At 41.6% G+C, this 14332-nt stretch carries 15 protein-coding genes (1 of these 15 running past the window's edge); 8 read left to right on the top strand and 7 right to left on the bottom strand.

Features of this window, described 5'->3' with window-relative positions:
- Positions 1 to 124: 124 nt before the first annotated feature.
- Together JWG44_RS07040 and JWG44_RS07035 are read right to left on the bottom strand one after the other, a co-directional pair.
- A complete protein-coding gene (locus JWG44_RS07040; protein WP_205274247.1) occupies positions 125 to 2710 on the bottom strand; it encodes a tetratricopeptide repeat protein in 2586 nt (861 codons plus the stop codon).
- 6 nt (positions 2711 to 2716) lie between these two features.
- A complete protein-coding gene (locus tag JWG44_RS07035) occupies positions 2717 to 3724 on the bottom strand; it encodes an NAD(P)H-dependent glycerol-3-phosphate dehydrogenase (RefSeq protein WP_205274246.1) in 1008 nt (335 codons plus the stop codon).
- 129 nt (positions 3725 to 3853) lie between these two features.
- On the opposite strand from JWG44_RS07035, the gene JWG44_RS07030 reads away from it, so the two are divergent.
- The 5 genes from JWG44_RS07030 to recG all read left to right on the top strand — a co-directional run bounded on the left by JWG44_RS07030 (position 3854) and on the right by recG (position 8918).
- The gene (locus JWG44_RS07030; RefSeq protein WP_205274245.1) at positions 3854 to 4543 is read left to right on the top strand and encodes a hypothetical protein; all 690 of its coding nucleotides are present in this window, start codon (positions 3854 to 3856) and stop codon (positions 4541 to 4543) included.
- A gap of 114 nt (positions 4544 to 4657) precedes the next feature.
- Positions 4658 to 5659 carry a metallophosphoesterase family protein gene (locus tag JWG44_RS07025; protein WP_205274244.1) on the top strand — a complete coding sequence of 334 codons (1002 nt, stop codon included), beginning with the start codon at positions 4658 to 4660 and terminating at the stop codon, positions 5657 to 5659.
- 1 nt (position 5660) lies between these two features.
- Positions 5661 to 6338, top strand: coding sequence for a hypothetical protein (locus tag JWG44_RS07020; protein ID WP_205274243.1), 678 nt, complete (start codon positions 5661 to 5663; stop codon positions 6336 to 6338).
- Positions 6335 to 6757, top strand: a complete 423-nt coding sequence (locus tag JWG44_RS07015) for a hypothetical protein (RefSeq protein WP_205274242.1) — start codon at positions 6335 to 6337, stop codon at positions 6755 to 6757. Before JWG44_RS07020 ends, JWG44_RS07015 begins: the two co-directional genes overlap by 4 nt.
- Positions 6738 to 8918 (top strand): ATP-dependent DNA helicase RecG, encoded by a 2181-nt coding sequence (recG, locus tag JWG44_RS07010; RefSeq protein WP_205274241.1) that lies wholly within the window; start codon positions 6738 to 6740, stop codon positions 8916 to 8918. The genes JWG44_RS07015 and recG overlap by 20 nt, the downstream gene beginning before the upstream one ends.
- Before the next feature lie 46 nt (positions 8919 to 8964).
- Here recG and JWG44_RS07005 read toward each other — a convergent pair whose 3' ends face one another.
- On the bottom strand, positions 8965 to 9312 hold the full coding sequence (locus JWG44_RS07005; protein ID WP_205274240.1) for a TIGR04452 family lipoprotein: 348 nt from the start codon (positions 9310 to 9312) through the stop codon (positions 8965 to 8967).
- Between the two features lie 71 nt (positions 9313 to 9383).
- Between JWG44_RS07005 and JWG44_RS22445 the strand changes: the two genes are divergently transcribed.
- The gene (locus JWG44_RS22445) at positions 9384 to 9515 is read left to right on the top strand and encodes a hypothetical protein (protein WP_269752198.1); all 132 of its coding nucleotides are present in this window, start codon (positions 9384 to 9386) and stop codon (positions 9513 to 9515) included.
- A 37-nt stretch (positions 9516 to 9552) separates the two neighbouring features.
- Here JWG44_RS22445 and JWG44_RS22440 read toward each other — a convergent pair whose 3' ends face one another.
- Positions 9553 to 9684, bottom strand: a complete 132-nt coding sequence (locus JWG44_RS22440; protein WP_269752197.1) for a hypothetical protein — start codon at positions 9682 to 9684, stop codon at positions 9553 to 9555.
- A 14-nt stretch (positions 9685 to 9698) separates the two neighbouring features.
- On the opposite strand from JWG44_RS22440, the gene JWG44_RS07000 reads away from it, so the two are divergent.
- Entirely contained in the window at positions 9699 to 10454 is a 756-nt protein-coding gene (locus tag JWG44_RS07000) for a M15 family metallopeptidase (protein WP_205274239.1), read from the top strand.
- Here JWG44_RS07000 and galE read toward each other — a convergent pair.
- Together galE and lpxA are read right to left on the bottom strand one after the other, a co-directional pair.
- Positions 10451 to 11422 (bottom strand): UDP-glucose 4-epimerase GalE, encoded by a 972-nt coding sequence (galE, locus tag JWG44_RS06995; protein ID WP_205274238.1) that lies wholly within the window; start codon positions 11420 to 11422, stop codon positions 10451 to 10453. The genes JWG44_RS07000 and galE overlap by 4 nt on opposite strands.
- Positions 11419 to 12198 (bottom strand): acyl-ACP--UDP-N-acetylglucosamine O-acyltransferase, encoded by a 780-nt coding sequence (gene lpxA, locus JWG44_RS06990; protein ID WP_205274237.1) that lies wholly within the window; start codon positions 12196 to 12198, stop codon positions 11419 to 11421. Before lpxA ends, galE begins: the two co-directional genes overlap by 4 nt.
- A 148-nt stretch (positions 12199 to 12346) precedes the next feature.
- On the opposite strand from lpxA, the gene JWG44_RS06985 reads away from it, so the two are divergent.
- The gene (locus JWG44_RS06985) at positions 12347 to 12697 is read left to right on the top strand and encodes an Hpt domain-containing protein (protein ID WP_205274236.1); all 351 of its coding nucleotides are present in this window, start codon (positions 12347 to 12349) and stop codon (positions 12695 to 12697) included.
- A 934-nt stretch (positions 12698 to 13631) separates the two neighbouring features.
- Here the strand turns inward: JWG44_RS06985 and JWG44_RS06980 are convergent.
- Positions 13632 to 14332: the 3' portion of an N-acetylneuraminate synthase family protein gene (locus tag JWG44_RS06980; RefSeq protein ID WP_205274235.1), read on the bottom strand. It continues 442 nt past the right edge of the window; only the last 701 of its 1143 coding nucleotides appear in the window; its start codon lies beyond the right edge, outside the window — the gene reads right to left on this strand; its stop codon occupies positions 13632 to 13634.

Below are 14332 nucleotides of genomic sequence, written 5' to 3'. Positions count from 1 at the left end.
CCATGTGAGTTTACTGGATAGAGTCCTTAGATCGGCGAAAAATGTCGATCGTTTAAAAGAAAAAAAACAATAGATTTTTTTATAATCAACGTTTATAAAAAGCGATAAAATAAGTTCTCTCGAACTATTCGATATGTTTTCGGATTCGAATTCCGCGGAATGAGGCTTCCGGTTCGTTCGTTTCTTGCGAAAGTTTTTCCAAAAGGTTTATGTCCGATTCTGAATTCAAATCGATGGATTTAATATAATACATTCGGTTCACACCGGAATTGATCCAAAAGGAAACCCAATCCAAAAAGTCTTCGGATCTTCCCTTCCAACCGTTTCCACTCAAAGAATCTCTCGTAAAGAGCAATCTCTGAGGTGTATTCCTGAAATCGTAACGTCGATGTAATCTCGAAAAACGAATCTGATCTTCTCCACAATTCCAAGCGTATTCGTTCAAACTTCCAGGAGAATTGTTATCCACTTTCAAATTCCAAACGATCATAGAATGGCTTCCGGTTAAAAGTTTATTCCCTTCAAAGTAAGCCGAACCGATTTTTTCGAAGTTCGGTTTAACGGGAGAATCTCCGCTTTTACAATCACCGACGTATACTCTTTCGATCTTCGGATTGTCCTCCTTTTTGCTGAATTTTGTAAACAACCGAAAGTCGATGTCCGGAAATTCTTTTTTGAGATAATCGAACGATTCCATTCCCGCGACGTTGAGATAGATTTGCATACTCTCGTTCTTGGAAGAGGATTCCACCAAAGATTTCAACATCGTCTGTACGGTGAACGAAGAAGCCGACTCGGAAGGAATTTCCTTGAGCTCCAATTCCTGAGAATCTGCTGGTTTCCAAAAAATATAAGTTCTTTTATCCCTTACAAAAACGCTCAAAACTGGAATATGAGATCTTCGGATTTCTTGATTTCGAAACGGATCGAATTCTTCCAATAAACGAGTCACTTCTGTCTTGCGAATTTCGGATCGACTCGAAGTTAAGTGTTCCTTGGGTCCGGGATAAAATCCCCTAAAAGAAGAAATTCTTCTACTCGTATCGATGATGGAAACTAACGTGTTCGGATACGAATTGTTCCCCATCACTTCCTTCTGCTCCAGTCTGGATAAGAATCCGAGAAGTTCGACCGTGTGACCGTGTGTGATATAGTAATTGATGGCCGCGTCCGTAAACTCTCTCACTCCGTAAACCGCAGGAAGATAATTTTTCAACTGCAAAAGCATATCGTCCGGTCTTCTTTGAATGGTAATCGCGATCGCTTGATCCAAAGCGCCCTTCACCGTTTTCAAGGATCTCGATTCTTTATGAGAATAAAAAAGCCCGGTCAACCGAATCCATTCTTCAGTATAAACGGGATCCGCCGATTTCAAAATCCCGTATGCTTTTGTAAATTCTATGATCGCTTTTCGAAGATCGTTCTTTTTATAATGGATAAAACCGTTCAAAAGAGTGGAGGAATATTCCACTCTCTTCCATCCTTTGCTCTGTGCAAGAAACGTAATCTCGGTCGCCATCTTTCCCGCGACCTCGGGTTCGTCGTTCATGAGAATCTGAATGATTCTCAAACGAGTAAACAAATCGTCTTCGGTTAGATTTTTCGGAGTGGAAACGGACTTGAGAGCGTCGACCGCTTTGAACGAACTTTTGGTCCTCCAAATCGCCATGGAAATCAAATCTCTCGCGCTGTTGATGGAAATCGGTTCTCCCAAAAACGGATTGAGAATCGTGGAAGACCATTCTAAAAAATCCAAATTGAGATAATAATCCAAAGACTTCTTATAGTCCTGATTTAGATACGCAATGGTGCCTAACTTTAAGTAGAGATGATTTTTATATGGAGTTCTTAAATCTGGATGATATTTAAGAATATAATCCAGAACCTTTTCGGCGGAAACAAGATCCCCTCCGATCAAATAGTAGTAAGCAAGTTTTTCATAGGAATAACCGATAATTCTTCCGCTTAAATTTTCCGAGATGATAAGAATTTTCTGAAAATGGACCGCTTCTTTGGAAAGTCCCAACTCAGCGAGTTGATCCGCAATATTGAAGATAAAATTGTTTAAGAAAGGAATGTATTTCAGCTCGGGATCTTCCAAAAACGGAGCCAGAGTTCTGTTTAAATTTAGATATTCCCTTTCGTGAGACTTTGCATCCGCCTTAAAATCCGCGAGATATTTTTTTAAACGCAAGGTTTTGCAAAGAGAATAGAATACATTCTTACGCGAACACTTTAGATTTTCCGGCGATTTCCTTTCAAAAACGGAGGAATCAAACCCTTCCGCAAGTTCCTTGAGATAAGGAGTTTTTTCGTTCTTAGCGAACTGCGAAAGAAGACTCCGAGAGGATTCTTTCGAATTAAAATTCAGTTCTTTTAGGATTCTTAATAAAATTCCGCCGAGAACCAACTCCGGTTCCGCGTTGTTCGTAAGTTTTAAAAGCGACTCGTATCGTCTAACGTCTTTGTTGAGAATATAATATTCTCCGGCGTAAAAAAGAAAATCAGATTTTTCTAATAGACTTAGACTGTCAGGGAAGGATGTGATTTCCGTATTCGATTGGAAAACCGTTCGTCCGTTGAGATTAAAAGAAAAACCGTCCGAACCTTTTGCCCATCCGAATTCTTGTTTTGTTTGAGCCGCTATCGAATGGAAACCGGCAAAACTCAAAACAAAAAAAATACAGAATTTAGAAGAAAGAAGCTTCAATTTAAATCAGACTGAAACGCCTTCTCTTTTTAAATCGCGCTTCATAAGGTCTTTCACAACTTCTTTCGGATTCTTACCTTCGTAAAGCATTTTATAGACTTCGTTAGTGATCGCCATTTCTATTCCTAATTTTTGAGAAAGTTCATACGCGCTCTGCGTAGTCTTCACTCCTTCTGCGACTTCGTTCATACTGGAAAGAATTTGTTCGAGTGTTTCACCTTTGCCTAAACGAAATCCAACGGTTCGATTTCTGGATTGTTCCCCGCAGCACGTAAGAATCAAATCTCCCATCCCCGAAGGTCCGAGAAACGTCATCGGATCCGCGCCGAGTTTTAAACCGATCTTTGTGATTTCATTCAATCCGCGCGTGATTAAAGCGGCCCGAGTATTTTGCCCAAAACCGAGACCGTCGCTCACCCCCGCAGCCAATGCAATTACGTTTTTCAAAGAGCCCCCGACTTCAACGCCGACGACATCCGGAGTCCAATACGTTCTAAAATATAAGAAGCTAAAGATTTCCTGAACCTTACGCGCAGTGGCTTCGTTCTTGGAAGCGATACTAACGATCGTGGGAACCTTTTGTATGATTTCTTTTGCGAAAGAAGGCCCTGAAAGATAAGAAAGATAAGCGTGATATTTTCCCGGAAGTTCCGATTCGAAAATTTCCGAGACAAGACGTAAGGTTCCGTTTTCAATTCCCTTACTCGCGGAAACAATAGGAACTTTTTCCGGAAGATATTCTTTTATCTCTCTCAAAATTTCGGTAAGCGCGTGTGAAGGAGGAGAAGAAACGATCATATCTTTTCCTTGAACGACCATTTTAAGATCCTTGCTCGCTACTAATTTTTCCGGAAGAACAAACGTTGGAAGGTGTTTGTTATTGATATGATCACGGTTGATACTTTCAACCTGAGAATCGTTTCTGCACCAGAGCGTAACGTCGTAACCTTTATCAGCCAGTAAACTTCCTAAGGCAGTACCAAAACTTCCCGATCCGATAACTCCGATTTTCATGAAAGCTCCTCAATAACGATATCAAGTCGAAAAAAATTCTTTCCCCGATCGGTTCTAAAGAATCATTCCCGACTTGGAATCAATAATTTAGTTTACTCTTCTTTACCCGCAAACTATTTTTGATCTCCCATGCTCAATTTGAGGAAACTCATAGGCTTCAACCCTCTCGATCTTTTTACCGGATTTTCTTTGGAAAAAGAAAGTCAAAAGAGCAATTATAAAATTACTCTCAAACTCCATTCTTTGAATAAAATTTTAAAAAAGAAAATTGAAGAATCCCAAGATCCGCTGGAATCCCTCGAATTCGATTCGGGAAACGGGGTTCTCATTTTAACCGGACATTTTTCGATCCAAGGATTGTTCTGGTCGAAATTTTTAAAAACGGATTCAGTCGACTACAACGTTACTCTCACACCGGTTCGTGTGGTTCAGAATCAAGTCCGTCTTCAAATTCAATCCTTTCGTCTTTTCAGCCATACTCCTCGAAAGGTCGATCCGATTCGTATCTTTTCAAAAATCTTTCAGTTTCATAGAAGACTCATTTTAGAAACGATCGTCGAAGAGATTCCGGAAATTCTTAGACTAACAGGCGTTCGTAACGTGATCACGGTCAACATGGACACGTTTCTTTCGGAGATTCCGGATCTCGCCGGAAAAATTACGATCCAAAAGGTGATTCCAGAAAAGGGAAACGTCTTTCTCTTTGTAAAGTCAGGAACGATTCTCAAACCGCTTTTGGATTTTTTTGGTCCCGAATATATAAGAATCGAGCCGATTTCCGAAAATGAGGATTCCCTTCTCCTCTTGTGGAGAGACTAATCATTAGAAAGGTTGGACATTTCACAACCAGTTCCTAAACTGAGTGTACCGGGTTCTCTTTTTGTTAAGAGACTGTAGCGAAAAAGAGACGGTACAATCTCTGGATCGATAGAAATGAAAATCATTTACCTGACAGATATCCACGACGGTCTTCGCGGCTTGAAGGAAATTCTTCAGCAGACAACCGCCGATCTATATCTCTTTTCCGGAGACATCATCTACAAAGCCTTTTTTAGTACGGATCGAATTATAGAATTCTGTACGATTCAAGAAGAGATGTATCGTATCTCTAAAGATCAAAAAGAAGAAATCAACGCATACGATTATGCGACAAGAGCGATTCGTTTTCCCGAAAAATATCCGGTAGACATCGTAGAAAAATCCAAAGAATACAGAACTCTCTTTCATCAAGCTGCAAAAACGATGAAGGAAAAATACGAGCTCATAGAAATCATCATTCAAAAATATGCGACTGCTCCGGTGAGAGTTCTTCCCGGTAATTACGATATCGATCTTCAATACAGCGCTCTGTATGAAAGGGACATTCATAGAAAAACCTTCGAACAAGACGGTTATAAATTCGCCGGTTACGGAGGAGCTCCGATTCTTACTTCGGGAATTCCTGAAAAGTTAGCGGTCAAATTTCACGAGTACACCCGCAACGGAAAAAATTATAGCGAACCCGAAGATTTTTTCAAAGAAGAACAACCGGACATCGTTGTGATTCACAACCCGCCTTACGGCTTTTTGGATAAGATTCCGAATTACGGAAACGTAGGTTCTCAGGGAATACGAAGATATTTGGACGACTATTCTCCCTCTCTTGTTGTTTCCGGTCACGTTCACGAAGACCAAGGTATCGTAAAAAAGGGAAAGACCGTATTCTTAAATCCTTCTAATTTTGGAGCAGTGGATTCCGTATTCGGCTTTCAACCCGGCGGATTTTATTCGGAAATATTTTTAGAAAATGGGCTTGTAGAAACCGTTAAATTGAATAGACTGGTGGACCACAAAATTCGCCTGTTAATGGAAGTTGATTGCAGCGGGAATTCTCCAGAGGTTAAGTTTGTAAGTCAGGATTCGGAGGTGTCGGCGGAAGATTTTGTGAGAATCTAAAATGACAATTCCAGCTTTTAAAAACAATCCCACCATTCAAAAATTTACCGGGCTCAAACGTTATTTCCGTTCCCACGAAACTAATATCTCCAGAGAAAGAATCGAAGACTTCAAAAAATTCTCCAAATTGATCAACTATGGAGGCGACATCGTTGCCTTCGACATCTTAGGTTCTCTCAACTTCGGTCAGGCTACGGCAGAATCGGATACCGATATTGTGATGTACACTCGATGTGAAAATACGAAAATGGGCGAGTGCGGAATGGAAGATTGTTATAAGATCGCTCTTTTCAAACACTTGTTTATGAATCTTGTCACATACGAACACAGCACCGACGCTTATAAACTGGAAATCGTCGATTGTATCAATCTCAATCAATTGGAAGCCGACATTCGAGCGGGACAATCGGATTCGGAATTGGTAATACGATTTTGTTTTTATCGTTCGATCTGCAGAGGAGTAAATCGAAAACTTCTGAGAAAGTATGAAAAAGAAATCGGAGAAAACATTCCTTTGAGCGAAGCCCTTGCGGAGTCGATCGAAAACTGTTTTAACGGAATCGTCCAAACTTCCCAACACACGTATTCATTTCATAAATATTCGCATCGACTTCAGGATAAGGGAATCGGCCTTCCTCCGGGAATGGCCGCGAAAATTAAGGACTATCTAAAACAATGATCGGCTTTTTTACCGTTATGCTCTGCTTGGGAGTGGCCGCGATTTTTTTCCACCTTCTCTACTCGGTGGACACGAAACGAATCGACAAAGCCGAGAAAAAACGCGATCAAGAAAACGGAGTTTCGAAAGAATACGGAGATCCGAAAAAAGTTTACGGCAAGAATTGGGATTCGAATCTGCCGAAGCCGAGAATTTGTCCCGTCTGCGGAAAATACTTGCAAAAAACGGAATATTTATACGCAATCATTTCTGAACCTCCGTCTCCCGGAATCAAAAGACATGCGAGAATCTACGGTTGCAGATACTGTTATCTGGGTTTAGGCGAAGAATCACCCGAAGAAAAACAAAGGACGGATTCTCAAAATCAAGATCCGGAATGGACTCCGGCACAAGTAAAGGATGAAGAACTCGGTCTCTAAAACGGAAAATACAAACGGAACCTCGGCGCTTCTTTCTCCGATCACCGTGATCAAAGGAATCGGACCTTCGAAGGCGGGAGCCCTCGCGTCCATCGGCATTCATACTTTACAAGATCTCCTCAACTTTTTTCCAAGAAGATATCTGGATCGAAATCTAACAGACAACGTTCTCTTAAAAACGGGCGAAACGGTGACTTTAATTTTGGAAGTAGTGGACGCGTATCTAGCGCATGGAAAAAAATCAAGACTCGTAGTCGGCGCGAAGACCAGGAACAACGAAAGGATCTCTTTGGTTTTTTTTCGAGGTGTGAATTTTTTTCAAAGAATTTTTCAACCGGGTACGACGGTTGTGGCGACTGGAAAACTGGAATTCTTTCGAGGTTTTCAACTCATTCATCCGGATTATGAAATTCTTACGAGCGCGATCAAACCTACTTATACCGTAAGCTCTACATCTTCCCAAAAAAAAGAGGCTCCTAAAGAAACGGAGGAAGAAATCGCAGAACTTCCGGAGATGATTCACGCGGGAAGAATCATTCCTTTGTATCCTTCGGGCGAAGCGCTGAAATCGGAAGGATTGGATTCGAGAGGATTTCGAAAAATTCTTTATCTAGCATTGGAAAAATTGAAAGATAGAATTCCGGAAATTCTCCCCAAACAAATCGTTCAGAAAAGGGAACTAATTGCCAGAGAAGAATCCTATCGCGAAATTCATTTTCCGACGGATGAAGACGCGTTGGAAAAAGCGAGATACAGACTCAAATACGAGGAATTATTTTATTTCAATCTTCTTATAGAACACAAAAAGAAAGAAAGAGAAAAGATCAAACGGATTCTTTGGCCTTTGCCCGATTCTAAAACCGCTCTTTCGGTTCGCAAAAATCTTCCGTTCCAGCTCACGGAAGATCAGGAAACCGCGATTCGGAAAATCCAAGAATTAACCGCAAAAGAACAGCCGGCGGCGGTCTTATTACAAGGCGACGTCGGCTCCGGTAAAACGTTAGTCGCTCTTTTGACAGCGCTTCGTTATTTGGACAATCAAATCCAAGTTTGTATGGTGGCTCCCACGGAAATTCTCGCGAGACAACACTACCAAACGATTCTAGCCTTTTTAGGGAACATGCCTTTTTTGGGAATCGAACTTCTTGTGGGAAAGGAACCCAAGAAAAATCGTTATGAAAAACTCTATCGGATTAAAAAAGGGGACACGTTATTCGTCATCGGCACCCACAGCGTTTTTTCCGAAGACGTTGAATTCTTAGATCTCGGTCTTGTCATCATTGACGAACAACACAAGTTCGGGGTCGATCAAAGGGAAGCGCTCCGTTCGAAAGGAAAAAATCCGGATATTCTTGCGATGACCGCGACTCCGATTCCTCGAACACTTTGTCTCACCCTCTACGGCGATTTGGATTTACTTACGATCAAATCGAAACCGAAAGGAAGAATGCCGATCCAGACAAAATGGTTTCAAGAAGACAGAAGAGACGGAGTTTACAAATCCATCCGCAAATACGTTTCTTCCGGAAGACAGTGTTATATCGTTTATCCATTGGTCGAAGAATCGGAAAAGGTCGATCTCAAATCCTGTATCGAAGCCTACGAACAACTCAAACACGAAATTTTTCCTGACTTTCAAGTAGGACTCGTTCACGGCAAAATGGACACCGAAGAAAAAGATCGAGTGATGAAAGAATTCTCCAAAAACAGAATCCAAATTCTCGTATCGACGACGGTCATCGAAGTTGGAATCGACGTTCCGAATTCTACCGTAATGATGATCGAACACGCGGATCGATTCGGGATTTCACAACTTCATCAGCTCAGAGGCCGCGTCGGGCGCGGAGATCAGGAAAGTTTTTGTATTTTGATGACGGATTCTAAAGTTACCGACGACGCAAGGGTGAGATTGGATGCTATGGTAAATCTTTCGGACGGATTCGCGTTATCCGAAATCGATCTCCAACTGCGAGGCCCCGGAGAATTATTGGGAGTTCGTCAGAGTGGTCTTCCTGATTTCAGAATCGCCGATCTAAGAGAGGATTCTAAACTTATAGAACTCACAAGAGAAGATGCTGCATTGTTCGGAAATCCGGGAGACTTGGAGAAGGAAGAAATTCGAGGAAGGTTTAGCGAAGGAAGATTGTTATTTTCGAATTGATCTCATGAAAGACGATCTTAGACCGTCTTTCATGAAAAAAATCTCTTTAGTAAACATACCAGAGAACATACTCTCTTGGCTCTAAGTTACAGTTAAATCCACCGACGTTGATGGTAAGAACGTTTATCAAAAGCGCCGAACTTGCACAATTATCTACGTCCACTTTTTTGTAGTAACGATCCTCGTCGACTTTTGCCAACTGCGGAGCGATAATCGCTATGACTGCCGTAGAATCCGGAACCGCAACCGCGCCAATCAAGGCGCTCGTAAGAATTTGATTCTTCGCTTCACTTCCGGAAACCGTGTCCGGAATGGTAAGTCCGATCGTATCGAAAAGGTAACAATTCGTAAGAAACAGAAAAGGAATCAAGGACGTGATGAACCACTTTTTCATTGGAAAGAATCTCCCTGAAATTTTTTTTCCTAAAAACCATGTCCTAATTTATAAGGATAGCGTTTTCCGGAATGAACTCTCCGCAAATGGGAAGGAGGGTTGTTCGGCAGAGATCGATTTTGGACGGAACTCCGTGGAAAGACTTCGATTTTTTGAGTCCATCCGATCGTAAAAAGACTCTGACAAACTCCAAAAGAGCGTAACCCATAGGAGCTCCTACAAAAAGTTCCAAGGTTTAATTTAGATTCCAAACGACTGAGAATGAGCAGCTTCGATTTTGGACGGAACTCCGCAGAAAATCCATTTTTCAAAGGCCTTTTCGCCATCCGATCCTTCAAAAAAACCCATTGCAGAGAAGTCCGAATTTTCCATTCTGACAACCAGCCATGAAAATTCTAATTTCCATCGTTGCGATCTTAGTTATACAAAATCCTCTTTTTTCTCAAACTGGAAACCTACCCGGCGGCGTTTCTAACGAATCCTATGTCCTCGGGGACTTTAAACAGGAATCGACTCTGACCTCCTATTCCAATCCCGGAGAATCTCGAGTTCATTATCTAAGAAAAGAAGTTTTAGAAAAACTTTTAGAACTCTTTCAATCGTATCAAAGAGAGAATCCGGAAGAAAAACAAAAACCGTTTATCGTTTCCGCATTCCGTTCTTTCAAAGATCAAAAAGGAATCTGGGAAGAAAAGTATACGGGTAAAAGAAAAATGAGAGTTTCGATCCAAGGAAAAACTCCTCAAGAAATTATTTTTCTCATCTTAGAATTCTCCAGCGCACCCGGAACGTCAAGACATCATTGGGGAACCGACGTGGATCTCAACGCATTAGAAAATTCTTATTTTGAAAAAGGAGGTAAGGGAGAAAAGTTTTATATCTGGATGCAAAAGAATGCAAAACGTTTTGGTTTTTGTCAGCCATATTCACCGAAGAATTCCAGAGCGAACAAAGGTTACAACGAAGAGAAATGGCATTGGTCTTACGCGCCGATCGCAAACAAATTACAAGACGACTGGGTGCGTCTTTTCAAAGAAGGAAAAATTCAGTTTAAGGGAAAATTTTCGGGAGGAGAATTTTTGGAGACCCTCCCATTGGAATTTGTGACCTCGGTTAATCCGGAGTGCAGATCGATCCGTTAAGCCGGGTTTTGATAAACGTCCCACATTGTTTTGAGGAGAATTTTCGCCTCGCTGTATTCGGGAGACCACTTTAACAGCTCTTTGGCGACACCGGAAGAAGCCAGCAACTCCGCCGGATCCCCCGCTCTTCTTCCCGAGATCCTATGAGCGATCGGTTTTCCGACCACTTCTTCCGCCAGACGAATCATTTCCAGAACCGAATATCCGTTTTCCGATCCTAAATTGACTGTAAGGGATTTTTTTTCGGAATCCAAATATTCCAAACTCAAAACGTGAGCCTTTGCAAGATCACTCACATGAATATAATCTCGAATACAACTTCCATCCGGTGTTTCATAATCGGTTCCGAAAACTTCGAAATCTTTTCTCATTCCCGAAGCGGCTTCCATGATGATGGGAAGAAGATTTGCAGGAGTTCTTTCCAGTCCCCTCACTCTTCCTTTCGGATCATAACCAGCCGCATTAAAATAACGCAACGCGGCAAAACGAAATCCTTTCAAAGAATCAAACCACTTCAGATTCTCCTCGATGGCTAATTTCGTATAACCGTAGTAATTTTCCGGATGAAGGGGATGTTTTTCATCAATGGGAAGGTATTTCGGAGCTCCGTAAACGGCGGCCGAGGAAGAAAAGATAATTTTTTTCGTTCCTGCTTTTTCCATAAACGTGAGAAGTTTTATGGTGCCGTTGATATTATTCAAAGCGTATTTCGAAGGATCGGTCATGGACTCACCGGCCGCCTTCCAAGCCGCGAAATGAAAAACCGCATCGACCGGTTTTGAAAAAGCCTTTTCCAAAACCGTTTCGTCTTGAATATTTCCCTCAATCAGTTCGACGCCGGGAAACAAATTTGCTTTGTTTCCCTTTTCCAAATTGTCTACGATCAAAAGATCATGTTTCTTTTCAAGAAGAAGCGCAACGACGTGACTTCCTATATACCCGGCGCCTCCTGTAACTAAGATTCTCACCTGTGATCCGTAACTCCCCGGTCGCTATCTTTAAAGAATTTTATAATATACTTAACCGGTTCGATCAAATCTCCGGACGCTTCCAATTCTTCCAAAGCCTTTTTAGTCGTCAGTTTAGAATGATAAATTACCTTGTATGCGTGTTTGATAGCGTTTCTAACTTCGGGTGAGAATCCGGCACGTTTCATTCCCACACTATTTAATCCGACAACAGTACTCGGATTTCCATCGACCGTAGAATAAGGCGGAACATCCTGAACTACCTTTGCAAGACCCGCGACCATGGCGTAATCTCCGACAAAACAAAACTGATGGACGGCGGCTAAACCGGAAATAAAAGAAAAATTTCCGAGAGTCACGTGACCGGCTAACACACAACCATGGGTAAGAATGTTACTATTTCCTAAAATGCAGTCGTGACCTACGTGAGAATTCCCCATAAAATAATTTTTATTTCCGATAACGGTTGGAGAATCTTCCTTGGTTCCCTTATGGATATTTGCGTATTCTCTAAAGATGTTGTGATCGCCGATGATCGTTTTTGTAAGGAGTTGTTGATTAAAACCCAGATCTTGCGGCATAACTCCAATGACCGCGCCTTGATGAAATCGGTTGAATTTTCCGATTTCACTCCCCGCGCAAATTTTTACGTGATTTTCTATCACGGTTCCTTCTTGAATGGAAACATGTCCTTCTATGATGGAATAAGGACCGACCTCTACGGATTCGTGTAATTCCGCTCTCGAGTCGATAATCGCAGTCGGATGAATTTTCATTTAGACCTCACTTCGGTTCTAAAATACAAAAATCGACTCGGCTTTTTTGTTCAAGCTTTTAAAAGATGCCTTGAACTGACGGAAGTTTCATTGAAAAGTAGCTTGCCGAATCTTAAAAAAATCGAATAGTTGGAGAGAGGTTGCAACCATGCTTGTGGACTGGAACAGACTGGATTCTCTGAAACAGGGAGACGACGAGGAAGAAGCCGCTTGGTTGAAAGAAATGGTGGAATCCTTACTCTCCAATATGGAAGTTCGTATTAAGAACATCGTTCGGTTTACGGAAGAAAAAAAAGAATCCGATCTCCAGGCCGAACTACATCAAACCAAAGGTGTTTCCGCTAACTTTGGGTTGGAAGATCTGAGAGCTCTTGTAACGGATGCGGAACAAAAATTAAAATCCGGAGATTCCGGCGCTTCTTATGAGTTAAGTCTCAAAACTCCGGCGACTTGGGAATCCACAAGAGAGGAATTGAAGAAGAAGTTTGAAATTCAGTAATACTTTGAATAGTTCAAAATTTCGTTTCGAGAAGATAATCGACAAACATCTTCTTAGGTATTATCGGAAATAATTTTTTACGATTCTTTCGTTGAAATAAAGCTCACAAAAATTCAGTTAGAACTTGTCCCAATCATTAAAAGCGTGGGAACTCCTATATTCATTATAATTTTCTAAAGAACAATTTATCTTATTTTTAGACCGTGTATAACAAAAATTCTAAACCTTCTAATTTGTCGTACCAATTGAGATCGCTCTTTCATCCGCCAAGGGCTGTTCGCTTCTAAATGGTGTTTAGGGGATATTTTCCAAAGAATCAAATCCTCTTTAAATAAAACTCATCCGACAATAATTGATTCAAAATCAAACGAATGGGACGAAACGTTAAAAGCCATACATTTTTGAATTGAAATCGATTTCGAATGAAAAAGTTTAATTTTGGGTCGGAATTCCGAAAACTTTCTCGAACATTCTACTTTAAAAATACAGAATGCGTTTTCCGGATCAAATTGTTAGAATTCCTACATTCATTGTTTTTATAGATCCAGTCCTCGACCCAAAATTGCCGGTGTTCCGGTACTTGTTTTACAGATAAGTCAAAAAAAGGAGTTCCCACAAAACTTCGTCGTAAAAAGGAACTAAAACGCGTGAGCGGGTCGGAAGGCGCGAAGCGTCCTCGAAGAGGACGAGCGGCAATCCGCGAGCCTGTAGACACGCGGCTCGAGCGAAAGCGAAGAGACACGCCCGAAAAATAATACGTGATAAGTTTAGTTGGAAATCGCGACGTGAAGGTTTTAATCAAAAAGGCGATCCGGAAGATTCCAAGATCGCCTTGTCGTTGTTGTAAAGATCGTCAAAAGCCTTCGACTTCAAACGGTTTTTACTTTAGAAACTTTTCCACGCCTTTAGGTATAGTTTGTTCGTTACTTTTTTTTTACTTACCCGACTTTCTTTTCATAAAGTAAGAATCCACGTCATCCGTAATCGGACGAATCACTTCTTCGTATTTCAAAATAGACTGAACCGCTTTCTCATAGACGCTCATCAACAAAGCCTGAGCCGCGTCGCACATCTGTTCCTTTCTGAATTCTTCCACGTGAAGGGTTTCCGTGATGGAACCGTCCGGATTAAACGGAAGCGATGCCAGAAGATTGGCGATCACGATCTTATCGTCTCCCGCAACGTGGGAAGGATCGTAGATCACGGGAAGAATCGTCTGATTTTTCACATGAGTGATCACGTTTAAGTCCGGAGTATTTCTGCAATATCCTTCCTTGATAAAAAGAGTTTTTACTCCTCTTTCACAAAGAACTATATTCAAATTTCCTTGATTAGCAATGTATTCAGCGGCTGAAAACCATTCTACCGCTTCGTTTCCGAATCCGCGTTTGAGAATGACCGGTTTTCCCGTTCTTCCCACAGCTTCCAGAAGTTCGAAGTCCTGCGCGTTTCTCGTTCCGATCTGAATCATGTCCGCGTGTTTTGCAACTTCTTCGGCCATCGTATGATCCATCACTTCGGTTACGTAAGGAAGACCGGTCTCGGCCTTCACCTTATCCATCATCGCGATTCCTTCCCAACCAAGTCCTCTCCAATCGGTAGGACGAGTCCGAGGTTTGAAAGCTCCGCCTCGAA

This window comes from Leptospira ainazelensis (assembly GCF_016918785.1).
In the GTDB taxonomy this organism is placed as follows: Bacteria; Spirochaetota; Leptospiria; order Leptospirales; family Leptospiraceae; genus Leptospira; species Leptospira ainazelensis.
This window is presented reverse-complemented; position numbering and strand designations above follow the sequence as displayed.

Coding starts and splice junctions, on each gene's coding strand:
- JWG44_RS07005 (WP_205274240.1), bottom strand. CDS start 9,312: ATGAAAAAGTGGTTCATCACGTCCTTGATTCCTTTTCTGTTTCTTACG.
- JWG44_RS07000 (WP_205274239.1), top strand. CDS start 9,699: ATGAAAATTCTAATTTCCATCGTTGCGATCTTAGTTATACAAAATCCT.
- recG (WP_205274241.1), top strand. CDS start 6,738: ATGAAGAACTCGGTCTCTAAAACGGAAAATACAAACGGAACCTCGGCG.
- JWG44_RS06985 (WP_205274236.1), top strand. CDS start 12,347: ATGCTTGTGGACTGGAACAGACTGGATTCTCTGAAACAGGGAGACGAC.
- JWG44_RS22445 (WP_269752198.1), top strand. CDS start 9,384: ATGAACTCTCCGCAAATGGGAAGGAGGGTTGTTCGGCAGAGATCGATT.
- lpxA (WP_205274237.1), bottom strand. CDS start 12,198: ATGAAAATTCATCCGACTGCGATTATCGACTCGAGAGCGGAATTACAC.
- JWG44_RS07030 (WP_205274245.1), top strand. CDS start 3,854: ATGCTCAATTTGAGGAAACTCATAGGCTTCAACCCTCTCGATCTTTTT.
- JWG44_RS07015 (WP_205274242.1), top strand. CDS start 6,335: ATGATCGGCTTTTTTACCGTTATGCTCTGCTTGGGAGTGGCCGCGATT.
- JWG44_RS07020 (WP_205274243.1), top strand. CDS start 5,661: ATGACAATTCCAGCTTTTAAAAACAATCCCACCATTCAAAAATTTACC.
- JWG44_RS07025 (WP_205274244.1), top strand. CDS start 4,658: ATGAAAATCATTTACCTGACAGATATCCACGACGGTCTTCGCGGCTTG.
- JWG44_RS22440 (WP_269752197.1), bottom strand. CDS start 9,684: ATGGAAAATTCGGACTTCTCTGCAATGGGTTTTTTTGAAGGATCGGAT.
- JWG44_RS07035 (WP_205274246.1), bottom strand. CDS start 3,724: ATGAAAATCGGAGTTATCGGATCGGGAAGTTTTGGTACTGCCTTAGGA.